Raw genomic sequence first — 16,044 nt, 5'->3', positions numbered from 1 at the left:
ACCTTGCTGTTGTTGAGGCCGATGTAGCCCTCGCGCACGCCATCGGCGAAGTCGGATAGCAGCGAAAATACCGGGATACCTTTCGCCTTGAGCTCCTCGACTGATGCTGTGATTTTCGGGTGATCGGCCGCCACCATGGCGATCGCCTGGCAGCGGCTCCCAAGGTCCTTAAGAAGCGGGAGCAGGTCACGCGGCAAATGTGACTGCGCGAACTCGATGATCGGAAGGCCGTGGAAGGATTTAGCCATACTGACCGACTCTTCGATCTTGCGAGCGAAATCTTGGTAGAAATCGTGGGTAGGTTTTCTCAAGATGAAGCCCAGCTTGTAGTGCGGCAGGTGCTGCTGCAAGCGCTGTTTGATGAGACCGGCAGCATGATAGCCGATCGCGTGCGCGGCCGCATGGACCCGCTGGGCGGTCTCCTCTCGCACCGGAAGGCGGACGTTCAGAACCCGATCGACTGTTGCTACGCTGACTCCGGCTTCGCGGGCGAGATCGGCTATTGTGACGCGCTTTCCCCTAGCGATTCTGATCGGCCGGTCCTCCATCATCCGGTGCGCTCCCGCGACGGCTTGGGGCGGCAAGCTGAAATAGTTCCCCCACCCCGCGGATAGCGCATTCGACGAACAGCGCTCCATGCGCACCCAGATGAGTCTCCGTGAACCGTTCGTTTGCTTAGGGGCTTCATGGTGTTGTATTACTCACTGCGTTAGTACTCTATTTCCAGCGCTCTTTGGAGGCTGGCAATTCGACTGTTGTGTCAAGGCCGCTACTTACACGTCGCGCTGTTGCGATCTTGCTTGCGGGGAGCCAGTTTGATGTAACCCTAACCGCGGAAAGCGGTTTCCATCCGTGACTGGTCCAATTCGCCTTCCCAGCGAGCGACAACGAGCGATGCCACCGCATTACCGACTAAATTCGTCAGCGCGCGGCATTCCGACATGAAGCGGTCCACGCCAAGAATTAGAGCCATTCCGGCAACGGGAACACTCGGCACGACAGAGAGAGTAGCGGCCAATGTGATGAAGCCGGCGCCGGTGACGCCTGCCGCACCCTTCGAGGAAAGCATCGCAATTAGCAGCAGGAGGATCTGATCGGCAATTGACAAATCTGTGTTCGTCGCCTGGGCGATGAAGAGGGCGGCGATCGTCATGTAGATATTGGTACCGTCCAGATTGAATGAGTATCCAGTAGGGATGACGAGACTTACGACCGAACGGGCGGCGCCGGCCTTCTCCATCTTCTCCATTAGCGAGGGCAGCGCGGCCTCCGAGGAGGACGTTGCCAGGACAAGCAGCAGCTCGTCCTTGATGTAGCGGACGAGAGAAAAGATCGAGAAGCCGTTGTAGCGGCAGACCGCGCCGAGAACCCCGAACACGAAGAGGAAGGCGGTAAGATAGAACGTCGCGACCAGTATCGCGAGGTTGGCCACCGAACCGATTCCGTATTTGCCGATCGTAAAGGCCATTGCGCCGAAGGCGCCGATGGGTGCAGCCTTCATCAGAATGCCGACGAGCTTAAAAATGGGGGCGGTAAGCGCCTGGAGAAAGGTAACGACCGGCCTGCTCGTCTCTCCGGTCATCGCCAAAGCAATGCCGAACAGGACCGAGAAGAACAGGACTTGCAGGATGTCGCCTTCCGCGAAGGCACTGGCAATCGTTGACGGGATGATGTTCATCAGGAAGCTGGTCACGGACTGCTCGTGAGCCGTGGCCACATAGCCCTTAACGGCTTGGACATCGAGCGAGGCCGGATCGATGTTGAGGCCGGCGCCAGGTTGAACGATATTCGCGACAATCAGTCCGACAACGAGTGCAAGTGTCGAGAAGGTGAGGAAATAAACCATCGCCTTGGCGGCAACTCGGCCGACCTTCTGCAGATCGCTCATGCCGGCAATGCCGGTCGCAATTGTCAGGAAGATGACAGGTGCGATAATCATCTTGACGACTTTGATGAAGGCATCGCCGAGCGGCTTCAGGCTCTGGCCGGTTTCCGGATAGAGGTAGCCAATTGCGGCTCCCAGGACTATGGCGGCAAGCACCTGCACGTAGGTCCGGGCAAAATGGGGCTTGCGGGGCGCTGCGATCGCGCGGGGGACTCTTGGAACCAACACCGTTTCTCTCTCCCTGACCGGATCGGGGTGGGGGCTCCTCCTTCTCCCATGCTGCGCTCCGGTCGAGCGCTGCTGTCATCTCGGAGCAAGCGCCGTGCCAACTGGAGGCCTGTCCCGTCCAGCGAGATTGGTGCGGGTTGCGCACTGGAACCCTCCACCTTTGCCGGAATTTGCACTCAAGGCTCGCCAAAGATCGCGTCTGAAGAAGTGCTTCGCCAGAGAGGGAATTGACCAGGTCGCCTTGCGGCCGTGTCTTTGATGTCTGCCGCAGATCGACTGCCGGCCGATATCTCTGTCGTCTTGGTGACTTTGGTTTGTCAGTTTTGCGACGGAATGCGCGCAAACTGCAGGATATCCTACACGCCCATCAGAGCACGCGGTACAAGCGATTAAGCGTAGGAGCGCATTGAATCTCCGAGGTCAAAAAATCTTGAATAAGGTCCCCGTGCGAAGTGAATCCGCAACTCGTCAAAGTTCTCCACCGTTTGATCCAGCGGTCGCGTTTCCTGGCGCTGCAGGATGGCGTTATCTGATGGCTCAAGCGCTGGAACGCCCAGGAAATCCCAAACCGCTCCCAGGCATTGGGCAGGTTCGTGAAGTAGGCTCTCGTATTCCATTACAAGCAGGTTGGTCGACGTGAAGGAGTCCATAACGCGAGCGTGAAAATCGTCGGCGGCTTTGAAATAAGCCTCACAGTCGGCGATTGACAACCTGACGCTCGGTGGCCGAGCGGTATCGTTGTCCCAGCTGAACTTCAGCCAGTGACCGCTTTCCCTGGCCTGCACAAAGGATCGGAGCGATTCCAATACGTTTCGGCGAACAACAAGGATGACCTTGAGTGCTGGCCAACGAGCCAGTTCCGCAAAGAATGCGGGACGCTCGCGAAACTGAGGTTCATTGATCTTGCATCCAAGATGCGTCACATTCTTGTAGTCGCGCATAGGGCAGCGCACATAGGCAAGCTCAAGAAGCTCGCGATCCGTGCCTAGCAGGCGATCAGTGCTGGGCCAATTGGGATCATATTCGTTTAGCAACTCACCGTTACTCAAAACGGTCGGATGCTCGTTTAGCAATTCTTCTAAATAGTGTGTTCCGGTCCTTGGCATAGCAAGGATCACAAAAGGCTCAGGAGTTGCTTCGTTGTGGGTCATTGCATGTGTATCCAACTAAATAATGGCCGCGACGGTCTGTGGACGCGCACAAGAAGCTTGGCTGCTATCGATTGAACGCTCCGGGTGGGTCCGCGCCTCACCATCCAGCCTGTTCTTCGAGGTGTGGTCGCGAAGCTGGGCGGGTGCCTGCAGCGGCTGGGTGGCGCCCGGCTTCGGCGTTGTACCACTCGCGATTCCTAGCATACGCATGCCTCCGGGCCGCTGTGGGCAGTTTGCATCCGGCATTGCGGACCTCCTTCTGGTTAATGGGTGTAAGCAAGCGTCAACGCATTAGTCGTCGATGAAACAGTCCAGCCGACAGAAAAAAAGGCAATACAGCGAACATGCAAAGTGCGCCTATATGCAGCCCTACATTGTCGCCCAGGCGGCCGAGCATCACCGGACGGATTAGCTCGATAGAATTCGCCAGGGGCGAGAAGGCCGCAATCTGCTGAAACACTCCTGGCAATTGGCCGACTGGAAAAACCGCGCCCGAAAGGAACAGCATGGGTGTGATGACAAGCGTCTGATAGAAAATAAAATAGTGATAACTGGGCGCGAGCGCGATGACGAGCATGGCCAGGCTCGCAAAGGCGAATCCGGTGAGAGCGACGACCGGTAGCACGTAGAGAACCGACGTCCACGCGGCATAACCTAGCGCGGCCGCAACAATCGCAATTGTCGTACCGGCCAGAAAAGCCTTTGTGGCTGCCCAGGTCAATTCACCGAGAACGATGTCGCCGAGGGTAAGTTGTGTGTGCAGGATTGCTTCCCAAGTGCCCTGATCGCGCATTCGACCGAAAACCGCGTAAATTGTTTCGAAGGTTGATGCTGTCATCGCGCTCGTCGCAACCATGCCGGCTGCCAGAAAGGCGATGTAGGATGCACCTTCGATGCGGCCTACCAACAGTCCAAGGCCAGTGCCGAGCCCGAAAAGGTAAATCATCGGATCAGCAAGGGTGCCGAGCATTGAAGCAAATGCCACCTTCTTCCATGCCAGATGATTGCGGCGCCACACCGCCATCCAGTTCCAGGCGTTGGCGGGTAGAGCGGCCGCAAAACGTTCACCCATTGCTCACTTCTCCATCTCACGTCCGGTTAACCGCAAGAAAACGTCCTCCAGACTGGGTGGACGCTCTAGAATACGCAGACCCGCTCGACCGCGAAGCTGGATGCGCACATCCTCCGGCTCAGGCGCATAGCAAAAGAGCGTCTCGCCGCTTACCTCGACACGCTGAACGTACGGTCTGATCAGCGAAATCAGCTCCTGTGGATTACCGCCGAAGATCTCGATCACGTTGCACCCAATGTACTCGTCGATCAGCGCATGAGGACTGCCCTCGGCGATCTTGCGTCCCCGCTCGAGAACACACAGCCGATCACAAAGCCGCTCAGCCTCTTCCATGAAATGGGTGGTCAAAATGATCGTTTTTCCGCTCGCCAGCAGGAAACGAAGTCGCTCCCAGATCAGATGGCGGGCATGCGGGTCGAGGCCGGTCGTGGGCTCATCCATCACAAGCAACTGGGGGTCGTTGATCAGAGCACGTGCCAGCGTCAGGCGCCGCTTCATCCCGCCGGATAGCAGGCCGACACGTGAATCCGCCTTGCTCTCAAGGCGAGCGAACTCGAGCAGCCGTGGGATGACGGCGTTGATCTCTCTTGTACTCATGCCGAAGTAGCGCCCGAACACCAACAGGTTCTCACGTACCGTAAATTCCAGGTCGAGATTGTCGAACTGCGGGACCACGCCTATGCCCTTGCGGGCCAAGCGGCTGCGTGCCGGCACTGGTAGACCGAGGACTGTTATATCACCCGCGTCAGGCCGGGTCATACCGAGGAGCATACGCGCAATCGTGCTCTTGCCTGCGCCGTTAGGCCCCAGCAGACCGAAGCACTCTCCCGATGCAACGGTGAAGGACAGCCCGTCCACAACGAGCTTGTTTCCGAATAATTTGGTTACGCCGGTAAGGTCGATTGCTACATTGGACATGCGTCTATCTCAAGCGGAATGAGTCCGATTGGCCACCGGCAGCTTACTTGCGAATTCTGGTTCAGAGCAGGCCACCGCCTTGAGATGACACCTTTGGAAAGTCGCGGCCGGAGCGACGTGTGTATCGCTTCCGCCAAAGAATAACGTCAAGATGCCACGTGTCGCTTCCACATAGTCCCCGTTCTGATCATAGGTAACTCGACAAGCTTCACCCCGTGTCGACTGACACAACTTACTCGGTCACTCGGCGCTGCAAGGCCGTCAGACTTCACTAGCTGTGAGCGAAAGATCTGCAGTATGAAGTGACTCCGCAATTCCAGAATTGCCCGCAGCATTTGCTCCGCCAAGCGGCATCGCGCTTGTGATTTCCTTTGTGCTGCTGTTGGGCAGGGGAACACTTTTACGCGACAGCCAATCGCTATTGCTCAATGTACACAGGGCGTAAGCCTTCAAGGGGATCAACAGGAATATCCTGATTAACGCGTGCATTGAATAGCCGATGAATCGAAGCTGCCGAGTGCGGAAAGATAACACCGTAGATCTGATTATGGTCATCGTGACAATAGCCAGCACCGTCCACCAATTTACTGTATGTGAAAATAGTAACTCACCGAGCGCCGTTACTACCGCGATGCCGAGCAACAATGGGCCGAGATTCTCTCCCATCACATCCAAAGTTAGATAGCGATCCAGGCCACGCAGTAGACCTCGCGCAAGCATCGTGTCCCGGAAAGTGCTTCGTGCCCAGCGGAGTTGTTGGCGCAAATAAGGTCCCATCTTGTCCGGAACGACTGTCGCCGCGACGGCACCTGGAACGTACTCGGTTCGAAAGCCTGCTTTCAGCATGAGGATCGTAAGATGACGGTCTTCACCGAAGTCGCTTGGTTTCCCCCTGAACAGCTGCGTCTCGTATTGATCCAGCAGAGAAAGGAGACAAGACCGGCGGTACATTGCACATGGGCCGCAGCAGCACATGACCGCACCAAAGCGACCTTGCGCCGCGCGCTCCTCATTGCAAGCCAGCCAGTATTCCATATCGATCAATCGGGTCAACCAAGTGTCGCTGCGGTTGTATGCCGTCAGCTGGCCCATGGCCGCTCCGACCATGGAATCCCGCATTTTTACTGCAAGCTTCGTGATGACGTCGGACGCAAGTGTCGTGTCAGAGTCGACGCTGAGCACGAAATCTCCAGATGAGCGGCGGATGGCGGCGATCTGCGCCTTGCGTTTGCCAACATTTTCGCGGAGCAGAATGAAATTGAATCTCGGGTCGCCCTCGTAGGCGTGATGTACCGGGATGACGGCATTACGATTTCCAGAACCGTCGTCAACCAGATAGACCTGAAATGTTCCGGAGTAATCTTGATTTGCAATGGAAGCTAAACACGCCGCGAGTGTGCGCGGGTCCTCATTGTAGCAGGGGATAATGACATCCACGCTCGGCCAACGGTCGGATCCGAACAAGCTTTCCGACGGCGGCGTAACATTTTCCGGTTGGGAGTAGACCGCTTGCATGCCTCTGTAAACAGTCGAGAGCACCGCATAAGACGAAACGGCAACAGTACTGGCTGTGGTGAGAAGGTCCATAGGATCTCTGTTTGTTCAGGGATGTTGAGGAAGTGATCGGATTACAAATCCGCGGCCGTGCAATTCTGGAATTAGGCGTGACAACGCTGTCACCGTCTGGTCGCGCAGACTGGCTTGATTGCCTGGTTGCAATTCGTCGGGAGCGCACCCGTCGTGCAACAGCACGATTGCGCCCGGCCGGATATCGGCGAGCACTCTGTCGACGATGGCGTCAACGCCGGGGCGAGACCAGTCGCGTGGATCAATGGACCAATGGACGGGCGCCAATGCCTCACCCGCTAATGCAGCGATTACTTCTTCGGTCCAGATGCCATAGGGTGCACGAAAGTACCGAACCATGGCCTGCGGGCAAGCCATCCCTATGACTCTGTTTGCCTCAACTATCTGGCAGTCGACTTCGACGGACCCGCATTTAGCTAGGTCCGGATGAGTCATCGTGTGGTTGGCTATACCGTGGCCGTCTGTAATAATTCGGCGAACGAGTTCCGGCTCGTCGGCCGCGTAGGCCCCAACAACGAAGAAGGTCGCCGGCACCTGATGTTGCGCCAGCACATTGAGTATCTGCGGTGTGAAAAATGAATTGGGACCGTCGTCAAACGTCAGATAGACGCTGCGCTCTGCAATGCGATCGGCATTGTCACTCTGCCCTTCGCATATGTAGTCCAGAGGCTTCATAGTTCCGGACCGTTCCGGTCGATCAGGGTACCAGACGGCCACTCGTCCATCGAGCGTCCGATCGGCGAAACCAACACGAGTACGTCTTCCAGGCGCGTGGGCGGCAGGTCGGGATGCACATCTGGACGGGTCGACCGTACGCGAACGCCCGACACAATGTTCGCGAGGCCGGCTCTGCAGAATCTTTCGACATGGTTTCGCAGCGCGTGCCGAACCGTGCCGAAAGCGAATGGAACACCCAACTGATGGAGCACTGGGTACGCCACGCGCATCGAAAAACCGATTCCGAGCCCTTCAAGATCCGGACGAACCGCGTACAGGCCCAATTCAGCGACGATCAAGTCGACCTCGCCAACTTTGATGAAGCGCCGCAGCATGCCGATGTGAGCCGCTACCCCATGCGCGTCGTAGCCGATTGCGCGGAATTCCGGCCTCGCGCCGGCCCAACTGCGGCCGCCTTCGAATGGCTCCGCGTTGAAGGCGCCAGTCCGTCCATAGGTCTTTCGAAAAAAGTCGGAGAGTTCGACATGGTCGGCCAGTTGCAGCTCATTTTCCCAGCACAACTTCCACTCGACATTCGGACGCATGGAAGACCTCACCTTGTAGCTGTCTGGTTGAGATAAATGTCCAAGCATTGATTAAATAATTGGCGTCGCGCCAACGGGGCGTAACTTGTGGGGACCGCCGAAAGACCAAGCCGCAATGCAGATGCGACTGACTTTGTACGCCCCGCACACCAGATGATGCTCCTCAGATCCAACGCAACCATCGGAACTACCTATCTTTCCAACTTGAAGCGCTTCTATGGGACCTGCAGCAAAAACGGTAAAATCCTTTGTTTAGATGAAAGGTATCCACGCTTTGGATAACTGGGCGAATGCGTTCCATATGGCTGGTCAATTATCGTCGTCACGCTCGAGGCACTTCTGACGAAGCGCAAAGCTCACGCCCGCGGCACGCGCGGCCGTTGCCGGGCCGCGCGATTATCTCCGTAAGAGCCGAGTGGAGCTCAGACACGACGATTGATCAGAATCTGATTCGCGGGTTCAGTATCTCTTTCGTGTATCCAGCTCTGGGCTGTCCTTTGGCGGGAGTTAGGTTCGCCCAGGTTCTGAGCCTGGGGCGTTGGCCCGTTCGCCGCGCAGGCTCCTTCGCACATCGTCGAGGCCGAGAAAGAGGGGCCACACAGCTCCCCCTGTACTTTCCACCACCCGACACCAGCGCTCACCCAGGGCGCCGGCCTTGCTCACCTCAACGGATAGCGCACTCGCGCCGCTTCACGATTAAAAGAATTCTACAAGCAAGATGCCTGTTTGATCGAGAGACGTCCGCTGCCAATTCCCGCATCGCAGAGGCAGCCAATAGCGCTCGCTTTACATAGTGGTCCGGCAAGCAGCTAGATACGACAGGTGACCTCAAATGAGGCGTCTTGCATGGCTTCTACACCTGCCTGAATGCCAGAACTGCGTTCGTACCGCCCATGGCGAAGGCGTTGCTCATGGCGACGCGCACCTTGCGCTCGCGCGGCACATTGGGTGTGATGTCGAGGTCGCAAGCGGGATCTGGCTCGCGATAGTTGGCGGTCGGCGGCACGACGTCCTCTTGGATTGCCATCACGCAGGCGATCATTTCAAGCGCGCTCGCTGCGCCGAGGCAATGCGCGTGCGTGGACTTGGTGGAAGAGATGGACATCGAATAAGCGTGGTTTCCAAACACACGCTTGATCGCCGCCGTTTCAGTCTGATCATTGCTCTTGGTACCGGTGCCGTGCGCGTTGAGGTAGTCGACGTCCTCGGCATTCAGCCCGGCATCGGCAAGGCAGGCGCGCATCGCCGACGCTGGCCCCTCGACAGATGGCGCGGCAATGTGGAAGGCATCGGCGGAAAGGCCGACGCCGGCGATCTCGGCAAGAATTGTGGCACCACGCCTCGTGGCATGCTCGTAGCTTTCCAGCACGGCCATGCCCGCACCCTCGCCCAGCACCAGGCCCTTCCTATCGGCGGAGAAGGGCCGGCAGGTATCGGGTGAAAGCACGCGCATTGCTTCCCATGCTTTCAGCACGCCCCATGCGAAGGGTGCGTCGCTGCCCCCGGAAACCATTACGTCGGCCCGGCCCAGCTTGATCTGGTCCACCGCCGAGGCGATCGCATGGTTGGCCGAGGCACATGCGGAGGTCACCCCGAAGACCGGCCCGCGCAAGCCGAGGCTCAAGCTAAGATGGACGGAAGCGGCGCTGGGCATCACCTTTACTCCAGTGAAGAGTTCAGCACGGATTGCGCTACCCAAAAGCAGTGAGCGGTAAGTTTGTTCTGTTGCGTACGAACCGGTAAATCCGACGCCCACTGTCGCGCCGAAGCGATGGGCATTCCCCTCGTCGCAGGAAAGTCCGGCCTGCCGCATGGCTTCGCGCGCTGCAAGCACGGCGAGCAAGCTGAAGCGGTCCATGGAGATGAGATGCCCCCGGTTGATGTCGTGCTGGGGCAGCGCCTTGATCTCAGCGCCGGTCATGCCCTCCAGGTCATGAAGCTCGGAATTGGCGATCGGGCCGATGGCGGAGCGGCCTTCGCGCATCTCTTTCCACATAGAGGCGGCCTCGGTGCCCAGTCCGCACAGGCCGCCCACTCCGGTGATAACGACGCGCCTGTCCATTCAAGCCTCCTTCGCAAGCAAGCCGCGGACGGCTTCCACGACGTCGCCGACATTCTTGAGATTGGACCAGGCATCGGCCGTGTTCATGTCGATCTTGATGCCGTAGGCCTGCTCCACATCCCAGAGGACGTCCGCCAAACCCAGCGAATCGAACCCGAGCGCGTCCAGTTCCGTGGCGATTGTTATCTCGCCGACGAATGACGCAGGCATTCCCTCACCGCTCTCCGACTCGGCGCGTTTCTTGATCAGGGCAATGACGTCCGTTGCGAATTGATCGGCCATTCTGTTTCCTGTCTTTCTTTCCCGCGTTTCGACCTGGACGCGGCTCAGTTCCTGAGGCGCGCCGCGTCGCGAAAGCCATCACGCTTGGGCAACTGACAAAGCCCAATGCTCATAAAGCCGGATCAGGTCCGGCCGGTGTGTGGCGTAGGTGCAGTATGACGATGTGAGCCGCTACACGTGCGCGTCTCCCGGTCTGTCCATAGGCTCGGAAGAAGTCGGACAGTTTGACATGGCCGGTCAGTTGCAACTCCCTTTCCCAGCACTCCACTGCCCGGTAGAGCGCATGAAAAATCTCCTTTCGGGCGGTTTCTTAAGACGCTCGCCACGCCATGAGGCAGTGGGGGCATCGGTGTCCATCAGGTGCTTCTGCCCATGCAGGATTCCAGAACATTGATGAAATCGTTTGTTTCGATGAAAGGCATCCACACTTTGGATGGTTGACCACGCTTTTCAAAGATCGTGAACTACATCTCCTCGTTGTGCTCGACGCACTCCGGACAAGTAACCTCATGGGCGCGGCATGCAGGATTAACCGAGCCCAGCCGGTCATGAGTGCGGCCGGCGCTCGGCTGCTCGATTTATTTGCGCGATAAGCTCGCGACCATGTCCGCGGAGGTATTCAAACTTAACGCTGCGTCCGGGAGCTCTTGCCCTCCAGTTTGCGACGCTCCCCCGCCCATCCAGTGATCGTTTATTTCGTCGGATAGTTTGACCCGGCTCTACCGAATCGCCGCTTCAGGATCATTCTTTCCGATTTCGTCACGCTCGTATTTCTGCCGCGTCCTACACCGATTGGGCGCGAACAAAACTGAGCGCCTTGGAACCCGAACCCGTGCGTCGTGACCGGGAGCATCCGGGGCGAACTCATCCGCTCGGGGGCATCGCATCACCGGACGGCGACAGGCACGGTCGACCGGCATCTCGGCATCGGCTGGGAATTCGTCCATGGTCTGCATTGGCGACGACGCTTCCTGAGGCCACGTAGCCCTTATGCCAAGCTGGGCGCCCGGGTCGAGCGCGTAATGACGACAATTGCTTCGCTGCAGGTCAAACGCTTTCCGGGCCACCTGCAAAGTCTTCACCCGGCCGTACAGCGCCCAAGACCACTGATGTGATCGACAAGAGCCTTTTTGATAAATCTGCGCTATTCTCCTGTCGCGCACGGACGACCGCGTGGCGAAGAGCAGGGTCCGAGATGAGAGCCCTGCCGCGCAGCTTCTATCGTCGCGCCTCGTTTGCGGCATCCGTGCCTACCCTCTTCGGACCTCGTGGGTTCCAACCGGCGACGAGGCGTGCATAGGCGCCCTCGGCCTGCTCCACCCAGCGGCGCTCTTCTTCCCGGTGGCTCTTTATGTTGTAGGCGTGCGCTCCCTTTTGGCCGCGCACAGCCTTGCTCCCGGCCTTGAGTTCCACATCGCGCAAGCTTCTTGGCATGCAGGGAGGGTCGAGCCCACGCGTAACTCTCGCCCTTCTCAACAGATGACAGATCACGACAGAGAGTTTGCGTGCGGTTGCCACGGCCGCGACATGCTGTCCGCGCCGGGCTCGCACGCCGCAGGGAGAAGGCTCGCAACGGTCCGGGAGCACGAGCGGCCGCCCAGGCCGCCTCGACGAGCATGCCGCGCGCATGACCACGGCCCTGCTTGGTGATCCGCCCATGGTAGGCCGGACCTGGCCGGACTGCTGGACGCTTGGGTTCAACCCGAGATAGGTCACGAGCTTCTGCGGATCGTCGAAGCGCGACACGTCGCCGATCGCCGCCCTTCATCGCCAGCGCGACGGTGATGTCGACGCCGGGAATGGTCATCAGCCGCTTCACGCCTTCATCCTCGAGAGCCGAGCGGACAAGATCGCGTTCGATGACCTGGAGGTCTTCGCCCAATCGGTCGAACTCGCGCAGATGCCCATCGATCGCGAGGCGCTCGTCCTGCGGTACGACCTGCTCGATTAACCAGGTCCGACCCTTGGCGCCGCACAGGTCAGCATGCGGGCAGGACGGATCAGGTGGCTATGAAGGATCGACTGGATGACGCTCTTCAATCGAGATCTCTGTCGGACAATCTGATTGCGCCGTGTCACCTGTCGACGCAGAGCCTGCGTCGGCTCGTCCGCAATCCAGACTTCTGGCAAGAAGCCGCTGGCATAGAGCTGCGCAAGAACGTCGGCGTCGATCGTCGTTTTGATCTTGGCATAGGCAACGATAAACACCTGTTTCGGCTTGGCGATCCCCACCTTCTTCACATGCGGCGCAACCACAGCTGCAGCGGACGTCGCGTTGCCGGTGGCCTCGATCACCCCGACATCGTTCGGCGACAGCTTCGCGGCGAACGCCGCCAGCAGATCGCGCCGCATGTCGACGCGGCCGAGTCGCCTGAGCCTGCCCTCCTCCCATGCCACTGCTTCGGCGAAGGCGCGGTGAATATCCAGTCCGATGATAAGCATGCCCGTTCCTCCTTCTTGGCTCGGTCAAAGACGGGAGCTGGCGGGCAACACGACATCTACTGATCCGCGCTCGCAGCGCATCCGGGAAAGTCGCGAGGGGCGGCCATGTAACGAGCTCGGGCTCTCAGCCCACGGTCTATTGACGGCCTGCCTGCACCTTTGTGCTCCCGGTGCCCCACGTCCCGGATGGGCTCACCATAAGGGCGTTCCAAAACAAGAACAGCAGGACGAGAAGGCACCACAGATCACATACCGGATAGCGGCAAGGCCAAGCGCTTCGTTCAGATAGGCTTGCGCCAATGGGCTTAGGCCGAGCCTACAACAGCTCTCAAAAACGCTGCCGGACTGCTGCATTGGCTCGCCGATACAATTGGCACAGGCCTCACGGCAGCTTAGGATCAAACCGCCCATCAGTCGCCTCGGACTGGAAAGGTGCACCCTATTAGGTTCCACGCCTAGCTAGGTCGGGGCCGCCGAAGACGCTGGTTGATAGACCGGCGCCATCGGCCCGGCGTTTCAAACTGCCAATCTCTGACCTGCACAGTACGAACGATTGCTCGCTTCGGCAGATCACGCGGCTCATATGTCGGACCTTAACGTCATCCATCATAAACTTTTTGCGACAAAAGATTGCAAGAATGCTAAATTGTTAAAGTCGTTTGTTTCGGTTAAAGGCATCCATCCCATGGATGGCTGATGACATGCGTTTCAAAGGACTTGATCTAAATCTCCTCGTTGTGCTCGACGCACTCCTGACGGAGCGTAATCTCTCGGCGGCGGCACGCAGGATTAACCTGAGTCAGCCCGCCATGAGTGCGGCCGTCGCCCGACTGCGCGATTATTTCCGCGATGAACTGTTTACGATAAGAGGTCGCGAAAGATTTCTAACCCCGCGTGCGGCAGCATTTGCCCCCGCAGTTCGCGACGCTCTCCAGCACATCCAGTGCTCGATTATTTCTTCGGATCCGTTTGACCCAGCTCGAGCCGATCGCCTCTTCAGGATCATTCTTTCCGATTTCGTCACGCTCGTGTTTTTCGAAAAGCTTGTGGAGCGTATTTCACGGGAAGCCCCCGCCGTCAGCTTCGAACTGCTGCCTGTCGACGATAGCCCCGATGAGCTTCTCCGGCGCGGTGACGTCGATTTTCTAATTCTACCGGATATGTTCACGTCGAGTGTGCATTCAAGCGTTGCGCTGTTTGACGAGAAGCTCGTGTGCGTAGGCTGTCCCACAAACAAGCAGCTGCCACAGCAGCTTACATTCGAGAGATACATGTCGATGAGGCACGTCGCGGTCAGGTTCGGGCGTACGATGAAGCCGTCTATCGAGGAATGGTTTTTGCTTGAGCATGGCCTTAAGAGACGTGTCGAGGTCGCCGTGCAGGGCTTCAGCATGATTCCACCTATGGTGTCCGGCACAGCTCGTATAGCGACCATGCCCTTACGGCTGGTCAGGCATTTCGAAAAAACGTTCCCCCTGCGGGTTATCGAACTTCCGCTGCCATTTCCCACATTCACCGAGACCCTCCAATGGCCGGCCCTCCACAATAGCGATCCGGCAAGCATCTGGATGCGGGAGATAATGATACAGGAGGCATCTCGGATGGCTGCCCCGCTGTGAACCCACGGAAAATTCAGGCGCACCTATAGTCACTACTCCTGTCACCATCTACTTTGACGACAATAGCCCTCGCCGGATAAAGTCGATGCTGGCGGCAAGTGCGCCTGCGAGATCGTCCAGAGAATGGACTTCCTCGACCAGCTCGAATGAGAAAGGTCCCGCGTAGCCGCCATCCAGCAGCGCCTGAATCTGGCTGCCATTGTCGGAACCTGCAAGAAAGCGATCGGGGTAAATCCAGAAGGTCGGGTCGTTTACGCTTGAAATGTGCACCAGGCCGGTAAGCTCGCAGAACAGGCATGTCTCCCCGGCCAGGGTGTGGTGGAACGTGTCGTGCACGAGGCGAAAGACGGACTGGCCATCAACCGCGGCAACGGCCTCGGCCGCTTCCTTCTTTGATCGAAGCGAGCAGGTTCGGAAACCCAGCGGCTCGATGAGACCGATCAGACCCCGCGACTGGAGGATTGGCTTGATCTCGTTTAGAGCGAAACGAAGATTGTCCTGGCGCTCGCTATTGGTGGGCCACGAGCTGCGGTTGGCCGGCACCAACACGAGCGTCTCCGCCCCGCACGCCGTCGCATAATCGGCGAGGTTGCTTGCCTCGGCCTGACGCGTTGGAGTCCAGTCGTTGAACCGCTGCAAGGCGTTGACAGAGATGATCGTGACGCCCGCTTCGGTAGCGGCCAACCGAACGTCCGCAGCCGGAATGCCGCGTGCGACAGGATTGCTGAAATGAGGGTAACGGATTTGGACGTCGGTCAGGCCTTGGTCACGGGCAAGCGCGAAAAGCGCACTGACGTCAAGGCGGGGCGCCGCCATGTGATCGAGTGCAAAGCGGGGCGATACCTGGCGCATTGCTTGACTTTCCTTCCATGAAGCGCGGCTGCCATTTCGGCATCCGGCTTCTTTCAAGACGGAACCACGCCGGTTCACAGATCGGACAGAGACGGCCGAGTCAATCGAGCTTTCCTTTCATCGGTGAAAGGAAAATGGGCGCTCATGATAGAAATCCATCAAGGTCAAATATTTTCCGGAAGATAAATGTCGAACGGCAGAAATGTCTGCCCCGGGCTCTCCGCGACGCCGGCTTTGATGGCCCGCTCCATTGCCATTATCAGCTCCTGGCAAAGTCGGCGCATTGGCGTGCCGACCGCCATCGTCAAGATGTCATCCGCAAGCGCCCCACGTGACTGCGGCGTCATTTCACTCACGATCGCGACGAGATCCTGACCGCTCCCCTCTTCTCGGAGCGCGGAAATTGCCCCCTCTATCCCCCCGCCGGCCATATAGAAGCCGACGAGCTCTGGTTCCCGCTGCATAAGATCCAGCAATTTTTCGTAAGTGAGCTGCCGTTCATCAAGGTTCACGAGCGCATCAAGCACCTCGAATTTTGGCGCGTTCTCACGAAAATACGCACGAAAGGCCGTTTCCCGCGTCGCATGCGCCTGGAAGCGATGGCTTCCGACAAACACCGCCACCTTGCCGGGCCGTTTTGCGGCCTTGGAAAACACCCAAGCGGCAGTCCGTCCGACCTTGCTG

General features: G+C 58.3%; 16 protein-coding genes. 2 read left to right on the top strand and 14 right to left on the bottom strand.

The window, feature by feature from the left end; all coding sequences use genetic code 11:
- The 10 genes from EN939_RS03595 to EN939_RS03550 form a co-directional block, all read right to left on the bottom strand.
- The coding region (locus EN939_RS03595; protein WP_127266956.1) for a LacI family DNA-binding transcriptional regulator at window positions 1–551 on the bottom strand (551 nt) is incomplete at its 3' end.
- 275 nt (window positions 552–826) lie between these two features.
- Window positions 827–2,113 (bottom strand): dicarboxylate/amino acid:cation symporter, encoded by a 1,287-nt coding sequence (locus tag EN939_RS03590; protein WP_063169396.1) that lies wholly within the window; start codon window positions 2,111–2,113, stop codon window positions 827–829.
- A 389-nt stretch (window positions 2,114–2,502) separates the two neighbouring features.
- The gene (locus EN939_RS03585) at window positions 2,503–3,264 is read right to left on the bottom strand and encodes a sulfotransferase domain-containing protein (RefSeq protein ID WP_127266955.1); all 762 of its coding nucleotides are present in this window, start codon (window positions 3,262–3,264) and stop codon (window positions 2,503–2,505) included.
- 283 nt (window positions 3,265–3,547) lie between these two features.
- Entirely contained in the window at window positions 3,548–4,336 is a 789-nt protein-coding gene (locus EN939_RS03580; protein ID WP_063169398.1) for an ABC transporter permease, read from the bottom strand.
- A gap of 3 nt (window positions 4,337–4,339) precedes the next feature.
- Window positions 4,340–5,254, bottom strand: a complete 915-nt coding sequence (nodI, locus tag EN939_RS03575; protein WP_024505873.1) for a nodulation factor ABC transporter ATP-binding protein NodI — start codon at window positions 5,252–5,254, stop codon at window positions 4,340–4,342.
- Window positions 5,255–5,515: 261 nt separating this feature from the next.
- A complete protein-coding gene (nodC, locus tag EN939_RS03570) occupies window positions 5,516–6,841 on the bottom strand; it encodes a chitooligosaccharide synthase NodC (RefSeq protein WP_063169399.1) in 1,326 nt (441 codons plus the stop codon).
- Window positions 6,842–6,856: 15 nt separating this feature from the next.
- On the bottom strand, window positions 6,857–7,516 hold the full coding sequence (gene nodB, locus EN939_RS03565; protein ID WP_063169400.1) for a chitooligosaccharide deacetylase NodB: 660 nt from the start codon (window positions 7,514–7,516) through the stop codon (window positions 6,857–6,859).
- Window positions 7,513–8,103, bottom strand: coding sequence for a NodA family N-acyltransferase (locus tag EN939_RS03560; RefSeq protein WP_063169401.1), 591 nt, complete (start codon window positions 8,101–8,103; stop codon window positions 7,513–7,515). Before EN939_RS03560 ends, nodB begins: the two co-directional genes overlap by 4 nt.
- A gap of 853 nt (window positions 8,104–8,956) precedes the next feature.
- A complete protein-coding gene (locus EN939_RS03555; protein ID WP_063169402.1) occupies window positions 8,957–10,165 on the bottom strand; it encodes a beta-ketoacyl-[acyl-carrier-protein] synthase family protein in 1,209 nt (402 codons plus the stop codon).
- On the bottom strand, window positions 10,166–10,447 hold the full coding sequence (locus EN939_RS03550; RefSeq protein ID WP_029356603.1) for an acyl carrier protein: 282 nt from the start codon (window positions 10,445–10,447) through the stop codon (window positions 10,166–10,168).
- 839 nt (window positions 10,448–11,286) lie between these two features.
- Between EN939_RS03550 and EN939_RS38500 the strand changes: the two genes are divergently transcribed.
- A complete protein-coding gene (locus EN939_RS38500) occupies window positions 11,287–11,562 on the top strand; it encodes a hypothetical protein (protein WP_127262750.1) in 276 nt (91 codons plus the stop codon).
- 29 nt (window positions 11,563–11,591) lie between these two features.
- On the opposite strand, the gene EN939_RS40005 is transcribed toward EN939_RS38500, so the two are convergent.
- Together EN939_RS40005 and EN939_RS40000 are read right to left on the bottom strand one after the other, a co-directional pair.
- On the bottom strand, window positions 11,592–12,215 hold the full coding sequence (locus tag EN939_RS40005; RefSeq protein ID WP_353812186.1) for a hypothetical protein: 624 nt from the start codon (window positions 12,213–12,215) through the stop codon (window positions 11,592–11,594).
- Window positions 12,216–12,394: 179 nt separating this feature from the next.
- Window positions 12,395–12,889, bottom strand: a complete 495-nt coding sequence (locus EN939_RS40000) for an IS110 family transposase (RefSeq protein ID WP_095769983.1) — start codon at window positions 12,887–12,889, stop codon at window positions 12,395–12,397.
- A gap of 701 nt (window positions 12,890–13,590) precedes the next feature.
- Between EN939_RS40000 and EN939_RS03540 the strand changes: the two genes are divergently transcribed.
- Window positions 13,591–14,508, top strand: a complete 918-nt coding sequence (locus tag EN939_RS03540) for a LysR family transcriptional regulator (protein WP_063170390.1) — start codon at window positions 13,591–13,593, stop codon at window positions 14,506–14,508.
- A gap of 48 nt (window positions 14,509–14,556) precedes the next feature.
- Here EN939_RS03540 and EN939_RS03535 read toward each other — a convergent pair whose 3' ends face one another.
- Both EN939_RS03535 and EN939_RS03530 read right to left on the bottom strand, forming a co-directional pair.
- Window positions 14,557–15,360: a TIM barrel protein gene (locus EN939_RS03535; protein WP_063169395.1), complete on the bottom strand. Its 804-nt coding sequence runs from the start codon at window positions 15,358–15,360 to the stop codon at window positions 14,557–14,559.
- A gap of 164 nt (window positions 15,361–15,524) precedes the next feature.
- Window positions 15,525–16,044, bottom strand: a 520-nt coding sequence (locus tag EN939_RS03530; RefSeq protein ID WP_164750874.1) for a substrate-binding domain-containing protein, incomplete at its 5' end; no start/stop codon positions are given.

The organism is Mesorhizobium sp. M7A.F.Ca.CA.002.05.1.1 (assembly GCF_003998335.1).
Taxonomy (GTDB): Bacteria; Pseudomonadota; Alphaproteobacteria; order Rhizobiales; family Rhizobiaceae; genus Mesorhizobium.
Note: the sequence above shows the minus strand (reverse complement) of the source record. Positions and strands in the feature narration are given on the sequence as shown.